A 16,144-nucleotide genomic window follows, 5' to 3' on the forward strand; every position below is an offset into this window, starting at 1 on the left:
CGGCCACACCCAGGGACGGTCAGCGCTGTCGCTCCGCGGCATGCGGCCCATCGTCGCCCAGGGTCGCGTCCAGGTCTTGTACGGATGGGAACTCCGCGAGCCATTGCGTCGCGGTCAGGCCACCCAGGGCGCGGAAGTCCCGCGCCAGATGGGCCTGATCGGCGTAGCCGCACTCGACCGCGGTCTCGGCCAGCGACGGCCGGGACCGGGAGCGCAGCAGGCGCCGGGCGCGCTCGAACCGGATCACCCGGGCCGCCGCCTTCGGCGGCAGGCCGATCTCACGCTGGAACCGGCTGGTGAGGTGCCGGCGGCTCCAGCCCACCTCCCGGGCGAGCGCGCCGATGCGCAGGCTCCCGGCGGTCTCGGTCAGCCGCCGCCACGCCTGCGCCACCTCGGCCGGCGGCTCGCCGCGGCCGTGGTCGGCCAGCCCGGACAGCGTGGTGTCCAGCAGCCGGAACCGGTGCCGCCACGTCGGCGCGGCGGCCAGCCGTTCGACCAGCTCATCGGCCCGATCGCCGAGCAGGTCCGGCAGGCCGATCACGCCGCCGGCCAACTCGCCGGCCGGCACCCCCAGCAAGGCCCGGGCGCCTCGCCAGGGCACATCCAGTTGCAGGCCGTAGTGCAGGCCATGGTGCGACATCACGACCGGACCGTCGTGCAGCCCGCCGGCCACGGACACGAAGGACGCGGGCCGACGTCCCACGAAGTCGAGCGTGCCGGACAGGCAGACGACGAGCGTCAGATGCGTGGACGGCAGCCCATGATGCAGCCCCGGCGCACCGGACCAGCGATACCCCGAGTAGCCGGACACCAGCCCGCGCAGTCGGGGCGCCGCCCGCCTGCGCACATACTCCGGCATGTGTCCAGACTAGGACAGCGCGGATCGCCGCCGCCGTGGCCCACGCTGGAGCCGGTCCGGAGGCTCGTCGGGCTCAGGCTTCCGGAGAGGTGAGACCGCGTACCCGGCGCACGGCCCGCCTCAGGACCGTGCGGTTGAGGACGGTGCGGTCGCGGGTCCGGGAGAGGGACACGGCCTTGCGGCGCCACTCCTCGGCCTTCTCCCGCCAGCGCGCCGCGTCCCTGGCCGCCTTGCCGGCCTGCCTGCGCTGCTCGGCCAGCTCGGTGCGGAGCGCGTCCGTGCGCTTGCGCAGGAGGAGGATCTCCTTGTCACGCTCGGCCAGCCGGGCGACGTGCTCCGGGACGGGACGCCTGCGGGGCGGGTAGATCTCCGGGCGCCGGGCGAAGCCCCACGACGCGCCGTCCAGCCACTCCACGCCGAACACCTCGTCCAGGACGTCGTCCAGGTGCTCCCCGGGCCGGGCGACCAGGGCGGCGCGCGACAGGGCCGCCGTCCGCTCCAGGCGGGCGGTCACCACGCCGTCCCCGGTCTCCTCCAGCGCCAGGCACAGGGCGCCGCCGTCTGCCTCCTCCAGCCGCTGGACGAGACGCTCGACGGCGTCGGGGGCCGGCACCCAGCCGGGCGGCACGAGCAACCGGAACGGCGGCACGACCGGCGGCGGCTCCTGACCGGCACCCGCGAGAACACCGGCACCTCCGGTGACGGCGACTCCAGCGCCGGCCGGCCGGTCGTCGCCGTCCGGCGCTCCGGCGTCCGCGGGAGGGCCGGCCGGTGCGGGCCAGGCGGGGTGCGGGGCGAGGCGGACCCGCGGGTCGTGCGCGAACGTGGCCTGGATCAGCCGCAGGTCCAGGTCGGGGTCGCGGAGCGGGGAGCGGCGGCCGGAGCCGAGGGACGTCCACGGGCCCTCGACGGTGACCCGGACGTCCGGCAGGCTCGCGCCCAGCAACGCGTCCACACTGGCCCGTACGTCCTCGTAGGCCCCGGCCGGGACGTACGCGTCCACGTACGGCACGAGCCACTGGCGGCCCGGGTCCGTGCGCAGGTAGCGACGGTACGGCACGCGGTCGGCGACGTACGGGTCGTTGTACCGCTTGAGGGCGGCGAAGTCCCGCATGGCCGTGGGCAGGCCGACGTGCCAGGCCCGCGCCTCGGCGTCCGGGACGAAGACCGCGCCCGCCTGGGTGAGCCGGTACCCCAGCTCGGTGTCCTCCGCCAGCACCAGCGAGGTGTCGAGCCCGCCGATCGAGCGCAGCAGCCAGGCCGGGTACGAGGCCGTCGCGCCCACGTGGATCCTCGTGGCCAGCGAGCTGGGCGCGGTGCGCAGCTCGTCGTGGTCCTCGATGATCTTCTCGGCCCAGTCGTGGCGCTCCGGCGAGAGCGGGAACAGCTCGCGCTCCGTGCCCGCCCGCAGGGCCGCGACCACGTCCTCGGGCCCGGGCAGCCCGTCGGCGGAGGTGAAGTCGATCCAGCCCAGCACCACCAGGTACGGGGCGAGGTGGTGCCAGCGGAGCTGGGCCTCGACGTGGGTCCGGTGGGGCACCATGTCCGCGTCGAGCACGAGGACGACCTCGCCGGCGGCGGCGTCGAGGCCCGCCTGGAGCGCCCAGGCGCGTCCCCAGCCGCCGTACGGGCTGGAGATGAGCTTGGTGCCGTCCGGCACGACCTCGGGCAGGCGCAGCGGGACCGCGCTGCCGTCGTCGACCACGACCACGTCCATCAGCTCGGCCGGGTACGTCTGGGCCGAGAGCGCCGCGAGCGTGAGGTCGAGGGTCGCCTGGCGGTCGTGGGCGGGGATGACGACCGTCACGGTCAGCGTGGGGGTCCAGCCGCCGAGGGGCGGCGGGGTGAGCACGCCGAAGTCCTGCCGCCGGATCCGGGGGATGAGAGTCATGATGCGCTGCTCCGGTCGAGCTCCTTGAGGGTCATGACGCGCCGCTCCGGTCGAGCTCCATGAGGACGCTGGGGCGGAACCCCCGCCACTGCTTCTTGTTGCGTTGCAGGAATGTGCCGATCGGCTCCTGCCAGGTGTGGTTGGCGGCGGGGCCGCGGCGCAGGACGTAGCCCAGGCCGTGGGTGCGGTAGATCTGCCCGCCGGCCGCCTGCAGCGCCTCCTGGAACTGCGTGTCCACCGAGCGGCGCAGCGGCCGGAACCCGCCCACCGCCTGGAACGCCGACCGCTCCACCAGGATCGTCCCGCCCGCCACGAAGCTGGTGATCTGCTCGGTGACCTGGCTGCGGTGCACGGTCACGTCGATCGAGGACAGGTAGACGAACTCCGGCACGGTCCCCACCACCTGCGCGCCCGAGTAGGAGTGGGCGAGCAGCAGGTCCGACAGGAAGTCCGGGCCGTACCAGTCGTCGTCGTCCATCTTGAGCAGGAACGAGCCGGACGCCCGGGAGGCGGCGTCGTTGAGCACCTCGCCGAAGATCTGCCGCCCGTCGGCCTCGTACACGGTGAGGGGGCCGTCGTGGGCGGCGATCGCCGCGGCCACGTCGGGGTGGCCGGCGGGCACACCGTGCAGGGCGAGGACGACCTCAAGCTGCGCGCCGCGCTGCCGGGCCGCCTGCCGCAGCGCGAAGCCGACCATGTCGGCGCGCCGGGTGGCGAGCAGGACGGACGTGAGGGGCGGCGCGGGCGCGGGCGCGCCGAGCTGCTCCCAGCGGGCGGCGACGCCGTGGGTGCGCAGGGCCCGCCGGCGCAGCCTGACGCTGTGCTCCTCGCGCCGCAGGTCGTCGGTGAGGTCGGGGCGGCCGGTCAGCAGCTCGACCAGGTCGTCGCCGAGCCCGCCCGCCCAGCGCGGCACCGACTCCGCGACCAGCGGGACACCGGCCGCGGCGAGCCCGGCCAGCACCCGCACGGCGGCGGGGGGGCCGCTGTGGGCGTGCCGCCAGTCCACCTCGACGCCGCGGATCTGCCGGAGGCGGGCCACGTCGGCGTCCGTGACGCCGCCCGACTCGGCGAACGTCGTCACCGTCCTGCCGTCGAGCACGACCGCCCAGCGGCCCTCGCGCTCCTCCAGCGACGCCATGCCGCGCGACGGGGTGGTGACGAAGCCCTGCGGGTTGACCAGCCGCTCGTCCACGGGCGGGATCATGGACGGCTCGGCGAGCACGTCGGGGTCGGCGAGCGGCAGCGCGGCCCCGCCGGGCCGGCCGAGCCGCTCCCAGGTGGCGGCGCGCGCCATGGGCCGCTCGATGGGCCGCTCGTCGCCGGTCCAGCCGCCGGGGCCCTCCTCGGGCGGCGCCGCGGGCCCGGAGTCGGAGGTGCGCAGGACCATGTCGCCGCCCGGCGCCCCGACCCGATCGGGGACCGGGCCGGTCACCTCGGCGGGCGTGGCGTTGGGGTCGCCCGGCCGCCAGTCGGCCGCGCCGACCCCGGCGAGGGCGGCGGCGGGCGCGGCGATGACGTCGAGCCGGTGCCCGGCGAACGCGCGCGAGGTCGCGGTCACGGTACGGCCGGCGGGCGTCGGCGCGGAGAAGCGGGCGTCCACCACCCACACCCGGTCCTCGGGCCGGTGGACGCGCAGGTCGGACAGCGAGCGCCAGCGGTGCGCGGGCGTCGGCGTGGGCACCGGCGCGGGGTGCGCGGGCGGGGTGTCCAGGACGGCCACGACCACGCGGCGCGTCTCCGGCAGCAGCTTGTGCAGGGTGGCGGCCCGGCGCAGGTCGGCGGGCGTGCCGGCGATCACCAGCACCTCGGCCACCTGCTCGGCGGCGGGCGGCGGCTCAAGCAGGTCCCGGTCGAGATCCACGATATCCCCCGCGTCCCGCGCGTTCGCCGCGCGGGCGGCGGCCGGCGAGGCGGGACCCGGGAGGTCGCAGACGTCGATCCCGGCGAGGAAGACCCGGGCCCCCGGCATCTCCGCCAGCAGCTCCCCGATCATCCGGCGCTCCTCAGATGCCTGATGAGCGAGGTCAGCCGCCCCTCCTCTTCGGCGGCGGGCCCGGCCGACAGCCGCTCGACCTCGGCCGACAGCCTCTCCACCTCGCCCCGCAGCCTCTTCACCTCCGCCAGCCGATCGCCCGCCAGGGCCCGCCATCTGGCCGCGTCACCGGCCGGCGACTCCGCCTCGGCGACCGGCACGAGCCCGTACTCGCCCCCGCTCACCCACAGCGACCCGAACATCTCGTCCACCAGGTCGTCGGCCACGCCGTTCAGCCGGGCCGCCCGGGAGAACGCGGCGGTGCGCTCCAGGCGGGCCGCGACCACGCCCTCCGGCGACTCGGCGAGGGCCACGCAGACCAGGCCGAGCAGGTCCGCGTCGGCCTGCCGTACGAGCCGGGACAGCGTGTCGGCGCCCGGCGCCCAGCCGGCCGGCAGCCGCAGCAGGAACGGCGCCGGAGCCGCGGAGAGCGGCTCCTCCCCGGCGAAGGAGACGCGCGGCTCGTGCCGGTAGAGGTGGGTGAGGAGGCGGGCGTCCAGCAGCGGCTCGTCCAGGCAGGCGCGCCGCCCGTCCGTGAGCTCGCCCCACGGGCCGACGATCGTGACGGCCGCGTCGGTCAGCGTGCTCGCCAGGATCGCGTCCACCGCGCCGCGCGTCTCCTCGTACGTGGTCGCGGGCACGACCACCCGCACGTACGGCACGAGCCAGTGGCGGTGCGGATGGCCGCGCAGCCAGCGCAGGTCGGGCACGAGGTCGCCCAGGTAGGACCAGTTGTGCCGGTGGACGTCCTGCTCGCGCCGCATGACCGTGGACGGGCCGACGTGCCGGCCGCGGGCGGCCGGCTCGGGGATGAACACCGCGCCCGCCTGCGCGAGCCGGTAGCCGAGCTCGGTGTCCTCCGCCATGTTCAGGCGGGTGTCCACGCCGCCCGCCGCGCGCAGCAGGTCCGCGCGCACCGAGCTGGAGGCGCCGGTGTGCAGCAGGTACGCGCTGGAGCCGGCGTCCTTCAGCATCCGCGTCGACTCCAGGGTCCTGGTGGTGTACGCCGACGGGGCGCCCTCCTCGCCCGGCGCGTCCACGAACCGGGTCTCGCCGATCACCACGGCGTGGTCGATGAGGTGGTGCCAGCGCATGTGCGCCTCGACGTGGTCGTCGGCCAGGATCATGTCCGAGTCGAGCCAGTGGACGACGTCGCCGGTGGCGGCGAGCCGACCGGCCTCCCGGGCGGCGCCGCGGCCCCAGCCCTCCGTCACCCGCACCACGCGCGCGCCGGGCACGTCGAGGGGCGGCTCGCTGCCGTCGTCCGCCACGACCACCTCGACCAGCTCGGCGGGGTAGGTCTGCGCGGCCAGGGACGCCATGGTCCGCTCCAGGTCCGCCGGCCGGCCGCGGGCGGGGATCACCACGGAGACGGTCAGCTCCGGTCGCCACGCTCCCAGCTCCGGGGGCTCCAGCGAGCCGTAGTCGTTGTGCCTGACGCGCGGTACGCGTGCCGTCCCGCTCATACCGGTCCCTCGGCCAGCGCGCGGACCTCCGCGCGCAGCTCCTCCACCTCTCGGGCGCGGACCATGGCGTTCACGCGGTCCTCGCCGAGGGAGGCCAGGATCGCGGAGAGGTCCTCGCCGCGCCGGCCGGAGGACTGCTCCACGGCCGCCGTCAGCTTGTCGAGGCGCGTCTCGATCCGCCGCAGCGCGGTCAGGGTCTTGGCCAGCTCGCCCTCGTGCTTCTTCACACGCAGGTCGATGCGCAGCGCCTTGCCGTCGAGACGGCGTACGACGAGCACGAGCAGGGCCAGGGCGGACAGAGCGATCAGGAACGCCCCCGTCGCCGCCGCCGCCCCCACGGTCACGAGGCCACCCAGGACGAGCAGCGCGAGGGCGGCGACGGCCAGGACTCCGAGGATCGCGGCGGCCGCTGCCGTTCGGCGGGGCGAGAGCATCCGCGCTTACCTTTCGTAGACATCGACTTCGTGGTCTTGAACTGCGTATACATGGACTTATCCGGCGTCAAGGATTTATTGACACCTTAATCAACATTCGCCACTACGTTGCCATAAGTTCCTGGAGACAAACTGGGAAAGATCGCTTGTGGCCTGCGGCATCGCGCGACAACCTATGACGCACTGGGCTACGGGCCAGTAAAACCGGCGTAAGGTAGGCGCCGATCTGAGTCCCACGCCGGTCGAGGAGCGCCGCACGCATGTCCGCCGTCACCCCCTGTGGCTTCACGCGCACGCCGGACCAGGGGCTGGCCCGCCTCCACTGGAGCGAGGCCGGATGGACGGTCGACGGCACCGAGGCCCCCGAGGACGCCCGGCCCTCCCCACCGCCCCCCGCCTCGACCCGCACCCAGCCGGCCGACATCGCCGCCCTGCGCCCGCTGCGCGGCCTGGAGGTGGACTGGCCGGCCGCGCCGGTGCCGCTCGACGGTCTCTTACGGCTGGCCGCCGCCGGCGTGCCGCTCACCGCGACGCACGCGCCCGCCTGGGTGCCGGCCGTCCTCGCCGCCGTGATCACCGACCGCGCCTGGCTCGCCCACGAGCCCGACGGCACCGTCCGCTGCCTGTCGGACCTGCGACGCGAGGAGCACAGCGTACGGCTGCGCCGCCTCGCTCACCGCCCGGCCGGCACGCCGTCCGTCAGCGTCGTCATGGCCACCAAGCGCCCGGAGCTGGTCCCCGGCGCGCTCGCCCAGATCGCCCGCCAGCGCGGCGCCGAGGTCGAGGTGCTGCTGGGCCTGCACGGAGTGCCGTACGAGAGCGTGCGCCGGGCCGTCGAGGAGCTGTCGCTGCCCGTGGCCTGGACCGAGGTGCCCGCCGAGGTGCCGTTCGGCACGGTGCTCAACGAGGCCGCGGCGCCGGCCGGCGGCGAGTACCTCGCCAAGTGGGACGACGACGACTGGTACGGCCCGGACCACCTCGCCGACCTCGTCATGGCCCTGACCTACTCCGGCGCCGACGTGACCGGCACCTCGGGGGAGTTCTTCTACCTGGAGCCGCTGCGCGCGACGATCCGGCGCAGCATGTTCGCCAGCGGCGCGGCGTACCGGAGCGAGGTCTGGTCCGATCATGTGGCCGGCGGCACGATTCTGGTTCCCCGTACGAAATTTCAGGAGATCGGGGGATTTCCCGCCCAGCCTCGTGCGGTCGATCGTGACTTCCTGAAAGCCGCCGCCGAGTCGGGCGCCGGCATCTACCGCACACACGGCCTCGGTTACGTCCTGAGGCGCGGGCTCAGCGGCGACCACACCTGGCAGCTCCCGCTCGCCCACTTCCTCAAGCTCGCCTCCAGCCAGTGGCGCGGCTTCCGGCCGAGCCTGCTGATGGAGGACGGCGGCTCGCGGGCGGAGGCGGCATGAGAGTCCGGGGGAACGACTATCGGGTCCTGCGACCGGCCGAGGACTTCACGCCCCGGCTGACCGTCAGCGTGATCGTGCCCGCGTACGGCGGCCAGGACAAGCTGGATCTCGCGCTGGCCGCGCTGGCCCGCCAGACCTACCCGGCGGAGCTGACCGAGGTCGTGGTCGTCGACAACGGCAGCACGCCCCCGCTGCGACTGCCCGACACGCGGCCGCCCGGCACCCGCCTGATCGTCTGCGACCGCCCGGGCCGGGCCGCCGCGCGCAACGCCGGGCTGGCCGAGGCCGGCGGGGACGTCGTCCACTGGCTCGACTCCGACGTACTGCCGGCCCCCGGCGCCGTCGAGGCCCACATGCGCTGGCACCACGTCGCGCCGTACCTCGTCGTGACCGGCTACATCAGGTTCACCGACGTGCCGGTGCCGGCGGAGTTGCCCGACGACCTGGAGCAGGCGTTCGAGCCGGCCGAGCCCCACGGCTGGATCGTGGAGCTGGTCGAGCGCACCGACGGCCTCACGGACAACCCGCAGCGCCCCTTCAGCCTGCACGTCGGCGGCGCCACCTCGGTGTCGGCCCGGCTGATCGAGGCGGCCGGCCCGATGGACGAGGACCTCGTCCTGGGCCAGGACACCGAGATGGGCTACCGGCTGGCCCAGGCCGGGGCGGTGTTCGTGCCCGAGCCGCGGGCCCGCGCCTACCACCTCGGGCCCACCATGCGCATGCGCGACAAGGAGCGCATCGACCGGGTCAGCCACGCGTTCGTGGCCGACCGCATCCCTTCCTACCGGTGGCTGCGCTCCCATCCGGGCCGCCAGTGGAAGGTGCCGTACGTCACCGCCGTGGTCGACGGCACCGCGGGCTACGAGAGCGTGCGCGGGACCGTCGACGCGCTGCTAGCCGGCACCGTGGCCGACCTGAGCGTCGTCGTCACCGGCCCGTGGGAGTCGCTGCAGCGCGAGCGCCGCGCCCCGTTGGCCGACCCCGGCCTCGACCTCGTCCTCGTCCACGGCCACTACCTGCACGAGGGGCGCGTCCGGCTCCGCGACACCCCCGTGGTGGATCCCGCCGTGCCGTACGTGCTGCGCCTTCCGCGCGGGTGGGCGCCGGGCGAGGACAGTCTCGCCCGGCTCCTCGACCTGTGCCGCGACGAGGGGCTGGGCCTGGTCAACGTGCTCCTGGACGAGTCACCGCACGGCGTGGTCGCCGCCCGGCTCGAACGCACCTCGGCCTTCGCCCGCGCCCGCCTCCTGGCGCGGCCCGGCGAGGACCTCGACGACGTCGTGGACGAGGTGGCGGGCGTCACCTGGGTCGAGGGGGAGACGTACGCCTTCACCACCGAGCCCGCCGCCGTCACCGGCCGCCGCGGCGTCCTGCGCGCCCGCGACGAGGCCCAGGCGGAGGCGGCACGGCTGGCCAAGGAGGTCGAGCGGCTGCGCGGCCAGGTCGGCAAGTGGCGTGAGGAGGCGGGCAAGTGGCGCAAGAGCACAGTCGAGCTGCGCCGCGACGTCAGCGCCCTGCGCAGGCAGCTCGCCGCCGCCAACCGCGCGCAGCAGAGCATGCGGGCGCTGCTGTCCACCACGGTCAAGCGCGCCCTGGGCAAGCGTCCGCGAGCCTGACGCCCGCCCCCGGCAAGGCCACGGGGCAGGGGCGTCAGTTGGAGCGCAGGGCCGACTTCAGGCGTCCGAGCAGCGACCGCTCGGCCTCCTGGCCGACCGTGTCCGGCACCGTGACCGGGGCGGCCTTAGCGGCCGTCGGGGCGGCCATGGTGGGCCGCGCCTGCCCCGCGGAGGAGGCGGCCGGAGCGGCCGTGCCGGCGGGCGCCGGGGGCCAGTAGCGGTCCGGCGCCACGTGCCGTACGCCGTGGGTGGTCGCGATGATCTCGTCCAGGTCCTCGCCCGGCTCCGCCAGCAGGAGCGCGCGGCCGAGGGCGGAGGTGCGTTCGAGCCGGGCCGCGCGCCCGTCGGGCAGGTCCACGACCAGCACGCCGGTGAGGTCCTTCTGCGCGTCCTCCACCATGCGCTCCAGCGTGGCGCGGTGCAGCGGCACGTCGACCGGCCCCCGGTAGCGGAACGGGGCCGGGGCGGGGGTGGGCGCGGCCTCGTCGATCAGCCTGATCCGCTCGTCGTGGGCGAACAGGTCGCGCATCAGCCGCAGCTCGAAGCACGGGTCGCCGAGCACCGAGCGCCGCCCGTCGCGCAGCAGCGACCACGGCCCGACCAGGGTCACCGCCACGTCCTGCAGCTTGCCGTCCAGCGCGGCGGCCACCGCCTGCCGTACGACGGCCTCGGAGGTGTCCGTGACGTCCAGCACGATCTCGACGTACGGCACCAGCCACCGCCGCCCGCGGTCCTTGCGCAGGTCGCGGCGGAGCGGGACGCGGTGCGCCAGGTACGGCTCGACGGCGCGCACCGCGCGCTCGCGGTCGAGGTGCTGCGCGGGCAGCCCGAGATGGACGGCCCGCGCCTCCAGGTCCGGGACGAACACCACGCCGTGCATGGCCAGCCGGTAGGCGAACTCGGTGTCCTCGCCGCGCAGCACGGTGGGGTCGAGCCCGCCCACGGCGTGGAAGACCTCGCGCGGCAGGGCCACCGTGGGCCCCGTGCACACGTGGTACGGGTTGCGGCTCTTGCGCAGCCCGCCGGTCTTGGCGATCGTCGCCTCCGTCGAGCTGGCCACCGCCTTGTCCAGGTCGAAGAGCTCTCCCAGGTCCCCGGCGCGGAAGACCTCGCCCGCGGTGAGCGGCGGCGCCTCCACGAACCGCTTCATCCCGATCGTGACCAGGTAGTCGGTCACGTGGTGCCAGCGGGCGAGCGCCTCGATGTGCTCGCGGCAGGGCACCATGTCGGCGTCGAGCCGCTGGATGATCTCGCCGTCGGCGGCGTTGGCCCCGGTGTTGACCGCGTTGGAGATGCCCCAGCCGGTCCGCACGGGCACCAGGCGGGTGTTGTCCGGGCGGATCTCCGGCAGCCGGATCGGCGGCTCGCTGCCGTCGTCCACGACCAGGACCTCCAGGAGGTGGCCGGGGTACGTCTGCGCGGCGAGCGCGGCGAGCGTCAGATCCAGGTGCGGCCCGCCGTGCGCGGGAATCACCACGCTCACGGACCGGGCGGGCGTCCAGGCGCCGAGCTCCGGTGGCTGCAAAGGAGAAAAGTCGTTCTGCGTCATGGCAGGACGCGCGTTCATGTCGGTGACCCCCCTGGCCGAAACTTTATCGGGAGATGCTGAGAATTTCCTGTAATGCGGCACACCCGATGGGAAGTCTCCCGACCCTTGGACGGCGTCCACGGCTCGCCCCGGCACCCCGTACACTCGGGCGCAACATCGCAGGCAGGGAGTCATCATGAGCAGGTCGTGGCGTGGCCTCATCGAGGAGTACCGAGAGCGCCTTCCGGTCACCACGAGGACGCCGGTCGTCACGCTTCTGGAGGGCGGCACGCCCCTGGTGCCCGCGCACCGCGTCTCGGCCCTCACCGGCTGCGACGTCTATCTCAAGGTCGAGGGCGCCAACCCGACGGGCAGCTTCAAGGACCGTGGCATGACCATGGCCATCAGCAAGGCCGTCGAGGAGGGCGCCAAGGCGGTCATCTGCGCCTCCACCGGCAACACCTCGGCCTCGGCCGCCGCCTACGCCGTGCGCGCCGGCCTCACCTGCGCCGTGCTCGTGCCCCGCGGCAAGATCGCCATGGGCAAGCTGGCCCAGGCGCTCGTCCACGGCGCCACGCTGCTCCAGGTCGAGGGGTCGTTCGACGACTGCCTGGAGATGACCCGCAAGCTGTCCTCCAGCTATCCCATCGCGCTGGTCAACTCGGTCAACCCGTTCCGGCTCCAGGGTCAGAAGACGGCCGCGTTCGAGATCGTCGACACGCTCGGTGACGCGCCCGACATCCACTGCATCCCCGTGGGCAACGCCGGCAACATCTCCGCGTACTGGATGGGCTACCAGGAGTACCTGTCCGACGGGGTGTCGTCGAAGGCGCCGCGGATGTTCGGCTTCCAGGCGAGCGGCGCGGCCCCGATCGTGACCGGCGCGCCCGTGGCGCACCCGCACACGATCGCCACCGCCATCCGCATCGGCAACCCCGCCTCGTGGCAGCTCGCCACCGCCGCGCGCGACGAGTCCGGCGGCGCCATCCAGTCGGTCACCGACCGGCAGATCGCCGCCGCGTACAAGCTGCTGGCGCAGGAGGAGGGCGTGTTCGTCGAGCTGGCCTCGGCGGCCAGCGTCGCGGGCCTGCTCCAGGCGCACGCGGAGGGGCTGATCGAGCCCGGGCAGCGGATCGTCTGCACGGTCACCGGCAACGGGCTGAAGGACCCCGACTGGGCCATCTCGGGCGCCCCGGCGCCGGTCACGGTGCCCATCGACGTCCACGCGGCCGCCGCCGCCCTCGGCCTGGCCTGACCCCGCCGCGCGGAGAGGAAGACCTGATCGGATGAGCCCTGATCGGAGGGGCACCGTGCTGATCCGCGTGCCCGCCACGTCGGCCAACCTGGGCCCCGGCTTCGACGCGCTCGGCCTGGCGCTCGGCCTGTACGACGAGGTGGAGGCGGAGCTGACCGCCGAGCCCGGCGTCCAGGTGACGGTCCGCGGCGAGGGCGAGGGGGAGCTGGACCTCGGCGAGGGCCATCTGGTCGTCAAGGCGATGCGCCGGGCGTTCGACCGCATGGGCGTCGCGCAGCCGGCCGGCATCCGGGTGAGCTGCCTCAACCGCATCCCGCACGCCCGCGGCCTCGGCTCGTCGTCGGCGGCCATCTGCGCGGGCATCCTCGCCGCCCGCGCGCTCGCCTTCCCGAACGGGTCCGACGGCGGCTTGTCCGAGGGCGGTTCGTCCGAGGAGGGTTCGTCCGACGGCGGTTCGCCCGAGGGCGGCGGGTTCGGCGACGACGAGGTGTTCGCGCTGGCCACCGAGATGGAGGGCCACCCCGACAACGTCGCTCCGTGCCTGGCCGGGGGCCTGACCGTGGCCTGGATGGAGCAGTCCGGCGCACCGCGTATGGTGAAACTGGTCCCCGACGCACGTGTGCGTCCCGTCGTGTTCGTTCCGGCGACACGACTGGCCACGGAGAGGGCACGGGGGCTGCTGCCGAAGGACGTGCCCCACAAGGACGCCTCCTTCAACGCCGGCCGGGCCGCGCTGCTGATCGCCGCGCTGACCCAGCGGCCTGATCGGGGGTTGCTCATGGCGGCGACCGAAGACCGGCTCCACCAGCACTACCGCGCGCCTGCGATGCCGCGGAGCGCGGATCTGGTACAACGTCTGCGTGCAGTGGGCGTGCCCGCGATCGTGTCGGGCGCGGGTCCCACGGTCCTCGCGTTTTCGACACCGGATTCGCAGGATTTGATCGCGCCCGAAGTGGGTACTGACTGGCACATCCAGCAAATGGACGTCGACCACGTCGGGGCGAACGTTCAGTTTCCCGAGACACGCTGATGCCTCTTTAGACCTCCAGGGAATAGCCGTGTGCGCTGGTGATGTTAGGCTGGTAGCCGCACCAGATGCCCCCTTGTTGGGTGCGTGCTTGTCAGCCACACATCGCTGCATCATGCTTCACGTCGCGAGGCGTGAGCAGCGCGGCTGTCTCCCCGGAACCCGTCGCCTCCGGTTGGCCCACACCCGGTTGGCCCGACGCGAGGCGGCGTTGACGGGGGTCCGCGCGTTCGAATCACCTCGACATCTGGCTGGCGACAGCAATCTGGGGGGTGTCTTCCACGCGCCACCGGCCTGTGGCGGCCTGGACGAGCCTCTCCCGATGAGTGGCGACCGTCCCCAGCGGCGGCCGAAGATCGCAAAGTGCACCCCGACCCGGTCTGTTGCGCCGGATCGCAAGCACCTCCGGGACGCCCGGCAGAACGAAACCGGCGCCCGACCCCTGGGAAGGACCTTTTAGTTGAGCGACACCACCGAACTCCTCTCCGACGCAACGGGCTCGCCTGCGCAGCCCGCGTCCGGCGACACCCCCTCCCGTGCGGCGAAGCCTCGCGCGCGTCGCTCCGGCACCGGCCTGTCCGCGAAGGTGCTGCCCGAGCTGCAGAAGATGGCCGCCGAGCTGGGCATCAGCGGCACCGGGCGCATGCGGAAGAGCCAGCTCATCGCGGCCATCCAGGAGAAGCAGGGCGGCTCCGCGGACGGCGCGAGCGCGCCGGCTCCCGTGGCCGAGGCCCCCGCCGTGGCTGACGCGGCTCCCGTGGCGGAGCGCCCCACCCGGGCCCGCAGGGAACGTTCCCGCGCCAAGCCCGCCGACGAGCCCGCGCCCGCGCCTCAGGCCGAGCCCGTCGCCGAGCCCGTGGCCGCCGCTGCCGCCCCGGCCGTCGTGGCCGAGCCGGCCGTCGAGCAGCCCGCGCAGCCCGGTGACGTGACGCAGGGCGACCCGCGTGGCGAGCGCGGCGAGAGCCGCCGCGAGCGGCGCAGCCGCGGCGAGCGCCGCGAGCGTGGCGAGCGTACCGGCAACGACCGGGGCAACGACCGCCTGTCCGGCGACCGCGGTGAGGGCGGTCGCGACAGCGGCCGTGACAGCATCCGCGACGGCGGTCGTGACGGCGGTCGTGACAGCATCCGCGACGGCGGCCGTGACGGCGGTCGTGACAGCATCCGCGACGGCGGTCGTGACAGCGGTCGCGACGGTGGCCGTGACGGCGGTCGCGACGGCGGCCGTGACGGTGGCCGGGACGGCCGCGACCAGCGCGTCGCCGACGCCGGTCGTGACCAGCGCGGCGACCGCAACGACCAGCGCGGTGGCGGCGACGACGACGACCGCGGCGGACGCGGTCGCCGGGGCCGGTTCAGGGAGCGCAACCGCGGCCGCGGCCGTGACCGCTTCGAGGGCAGCGAGCCCGTGATCGGCGAGGACGACGTCCTCATCCCGATCGCCGGCATCCTCGACATCCTGGACAACTACGCGTTCGTGCGCACCAGCGGCTACCTGCCGGGCAGCAACGACGTCTACGTCTCGATCGCGCAGATCCGCCGCAACGGCCTGCGCAAGGGCGACGTCATCACCGGCGCCGTCCGGCAGCCGCGCGACGGCGAGCGCCGCGAGAAGTTCAACGCCCTGGTCCGCCTCGACACCGTCAACGGCATGGACCCGGACCAGGCCCGCAACCGGCCCGACTTCAACAAGCTGACGCCGCTGTACCCGCAGGAGCGCCTGCGCCTGGAGACCGAGCCGAACATCCTCACCACGAGGATCATCGACCTCGTCGCGCCCATCGGCAAGGGCCAGCGTGGCCTCATCGTCTCGCCGCCCAAGGCCGGCAAGACGATGGTGCTGCAGTCGATCGCCAACGCGATCACCCGCAACAACCCCGAGTGCCACCTCATGGTCGTGCTCGTGGACGAGCGGCCCGAAGAGGTCACCGACATGCAGCGGTCGGTCAAGGGCGAGGTCATCCACTCGACCTTCGACCGTCCCGCCGAGGACCACACCACGGTCGCCGAGCTCGCCATCGAGCGGGCCAAGCGCCTGGTGGAGCTGGGCCACGACGTGGTCGTCCTGCTCGACTCGATCACCCGCCTCGGCCGCGCCTACAACCTGGCGGCCCCGGCATCCGGTCGCATCCTGTCGGGTGGTGTCGACTCCACGGCGCTCTACCCGCCCAAGCGCTTCTTCGGCGCCGCCCGCAACATCGAGAACGGCGGCTCGCTGACGATCCTCGCCACGGCCCTGGTCGAGACCGGGTCCAAGATGGACGAGGTCATCTTCGAGGAGTTCAAGGGCACGGGCAACGCCGAGCTCAAGCTCAACCGTTCCCTGGCGGACAAGCGCATCTTCCCCGCGGTGGACGTCGACGCGTCCGGCACCCGTAAGGAAGAGATCCTCATGGGCAAGGACGAGCTCCAGATCGTGTGGAAGCTCCGCCGCGTCCTGCACGCCCTGGACATGCAGCAGGCTCTGGAGCTTCTCCTGGAGAAGATGAAGGAGACCAAGTCCAACGCCGAGTTCCTCCTGCAGGTCCAGAAGACCACGGTGAGCAACGACCGCGACTGACGCGCGCACAGCGAAGGGGCGGCCGGATCCTCCGGCCGCCCCTTTCGCGTCCCGTGGCTGA

At 74.0% G+C, this 16,144-nt stretch carries 11 protein-coding genes; 5 read left to right on the forward strand and 6 right to left on the reverse strand.

The features are described 5' to 3' along the window. Positions 1 to 19: 19 nt before the first annotated feature. From MTP10_RS17685 to MTP10_RS17705, 5 genes are all read right to left on the reverse strand, one after another. Positions 20 to 859: a helix-turn-helix domain-containing protein gene (locus tag MTP10_RS17685; protein ID WP_310710561.1), complete on the reverse strand. Its 840-nt coding sequence runs from the start codon at positions 857 to 859 to the stop codon at positions 20 to 22. Positions 860 to 932: 73 nt separating this feature from the next. After that, positions 933 to 2,750 (reverse strand): glycosyltransferase, encoded by a 1,818-nt coding sequence (locus MTP10_RS17690; RefSeq protein WP_310710562.1) that lies wholly within the window; start codon positions 2,748 to 2,750, stop codon positions 933 to 935. A 31-nt stretch (positions 2,751 to 2,781) separates the two neighbouring features. Next, positions 2,782 to 4,743: a glycosyltransferase gene (locus tag MTP10_RS17695; RefSeq protein WP_310710563.1), complete on the reverse strand. Its 1,962-nt coding sequence runs from the start codon at positions 4,741 to 4,743 to the stop codon at positions 2,782 to 2,784. Then, on the reverse strand, positions 4,740 to 6,248 hold the full coding sequence (locus MTP10_RS17700; RefSeq protein WP_310710564.1) for a glycosyltransferase: 1,509 nt from the start codon (positions 6,246 to 6,248) through the stop codon (positions 4,740 to 4,742). The genes MTP10_RS17695 and MTP10_RS17700 overlap by 4 nt, the downstream gene beginning before the upstream one ends. Next, positions 6,245 to 6,682, reverse strand: a complete 438-nt coding sequence (locus MTP10_RS17705) for a hypothetical protein (RefSeq protein ID WP_310710565.1) — start codon at positions 6,680 to 6,682, stop codon at positions 6,245 to 6,247. The genes MTP10_RS17700 and MTP10_RS17705 overlap by 4 nt, the downstream gene beginning before the upstream one ends. A gap of 260 nt (positions 6,683 to 6,942) precedes the next feature. On the opposite strand from MTP10_RS17705, the gene MTP10_RS17710 reads away from it, so the two are divergent. Both MTP10_RS17710 and MTP10_RS17715 read left to right on the forward strand, forming a co-directional pair. After that, on the forward strand, positions 6,943 to 8,100 hold the full coding sequence (locus MTP10_RS17710; protein ID WP_310710566.1) for a glycosyltransferase: 1,158 nt from the start codon (positions 6,943 to 6,945) through the stop codon (positions 8,098 to 8,100). Next, positions 8,097 to 9,716: a glycosyltransferase gene (locus MTP10_RS17715; RefSeq protein WP_310710567.1), complete on the forward strand. Its 1,620-nt coding sequence runs from the start codon at positions 8,097 to 8,099 to the stop codon at positions 9,714 to 9,716. Before MTP10_RS17710 ends, MTP10_RS17715 begins: the two co-directional genes overlap by 4 nt. 34 nt (positions 9,717 to 9,750) lie before the next feature. Here MTP10_RS17715 and MTP10_RS17720 read toward each other — a convergent pair whose 3' ends face one another. Further along, complete coding sequence (locus MTP10_RS17720) at positions 9,751 to 11,241, reverse strand: glycosyltransferase (RefSeq protein WP_310710568.1); 1,491 nt, start codon at positions 11,239 to 11,241, stop codon at positions 9,751 to 9,753. A 199-nt stretch (positions 11,242 to 11,440) separates the two neighbouring features. Here MTP10_RS17720 and thrC point away from each other — a divergent pair, with 199 nt between their 5' ends. The 3 genes from thrC to rho all read left to right on the forward strand — a co-directional run bounded on the left by thrC (position 11,441) and on the right by rho (position 16,083). Further along, complete coding sequence (gene thrC / locus MTP10_RS17725; protein ID WP_310710569.1) at positions 11,441 to 12,499, forward strand: threonine synthase; 1,059 nt, start codon at positions 11,441 to 11,443, stop codon at positions 12,497 to 12,499. Positions 12,500 to 12,530: 31 nt separating this feature from the next. Continuing rightward, positions 12,531 to 13,529, forward strand: coding sequence for a homoserine kinase (locus MTP10_RS17730; protein ID WP_397334473.1), 999 nt, complete (start codon positions 12,531 to 12,533; stop codon positions 13,527 to 13,529). A gap of 457 nt (positions 13,530 to 13,986) precedes the next feature. Beyond that, the gene (rho, locus tag MTP10_RS17735; RefSeq protein ID WP_310710571.1) at positions 13,987 to 16,083 is read left to right on the forward strand and encodes a transcription termination factor Rho; all 2,097 of its coding nucleotides are present in this window, start codon (positions 13,987 to 13,989) and stop codon (positions 16,081 to 16,083) included. The last annotated feature ends 61 nt before the right edge of the window (positions 16,084 to 16,144 follow it).

Source organism: Nonomuraea sp. 3-1Str, assembly GCF_031570565.1.
Lineage (GTDB): Bacteria > Actinomycetota > Actinomycetes > Streptosporangiales > Streptosporangiaceae > Nonomuraea.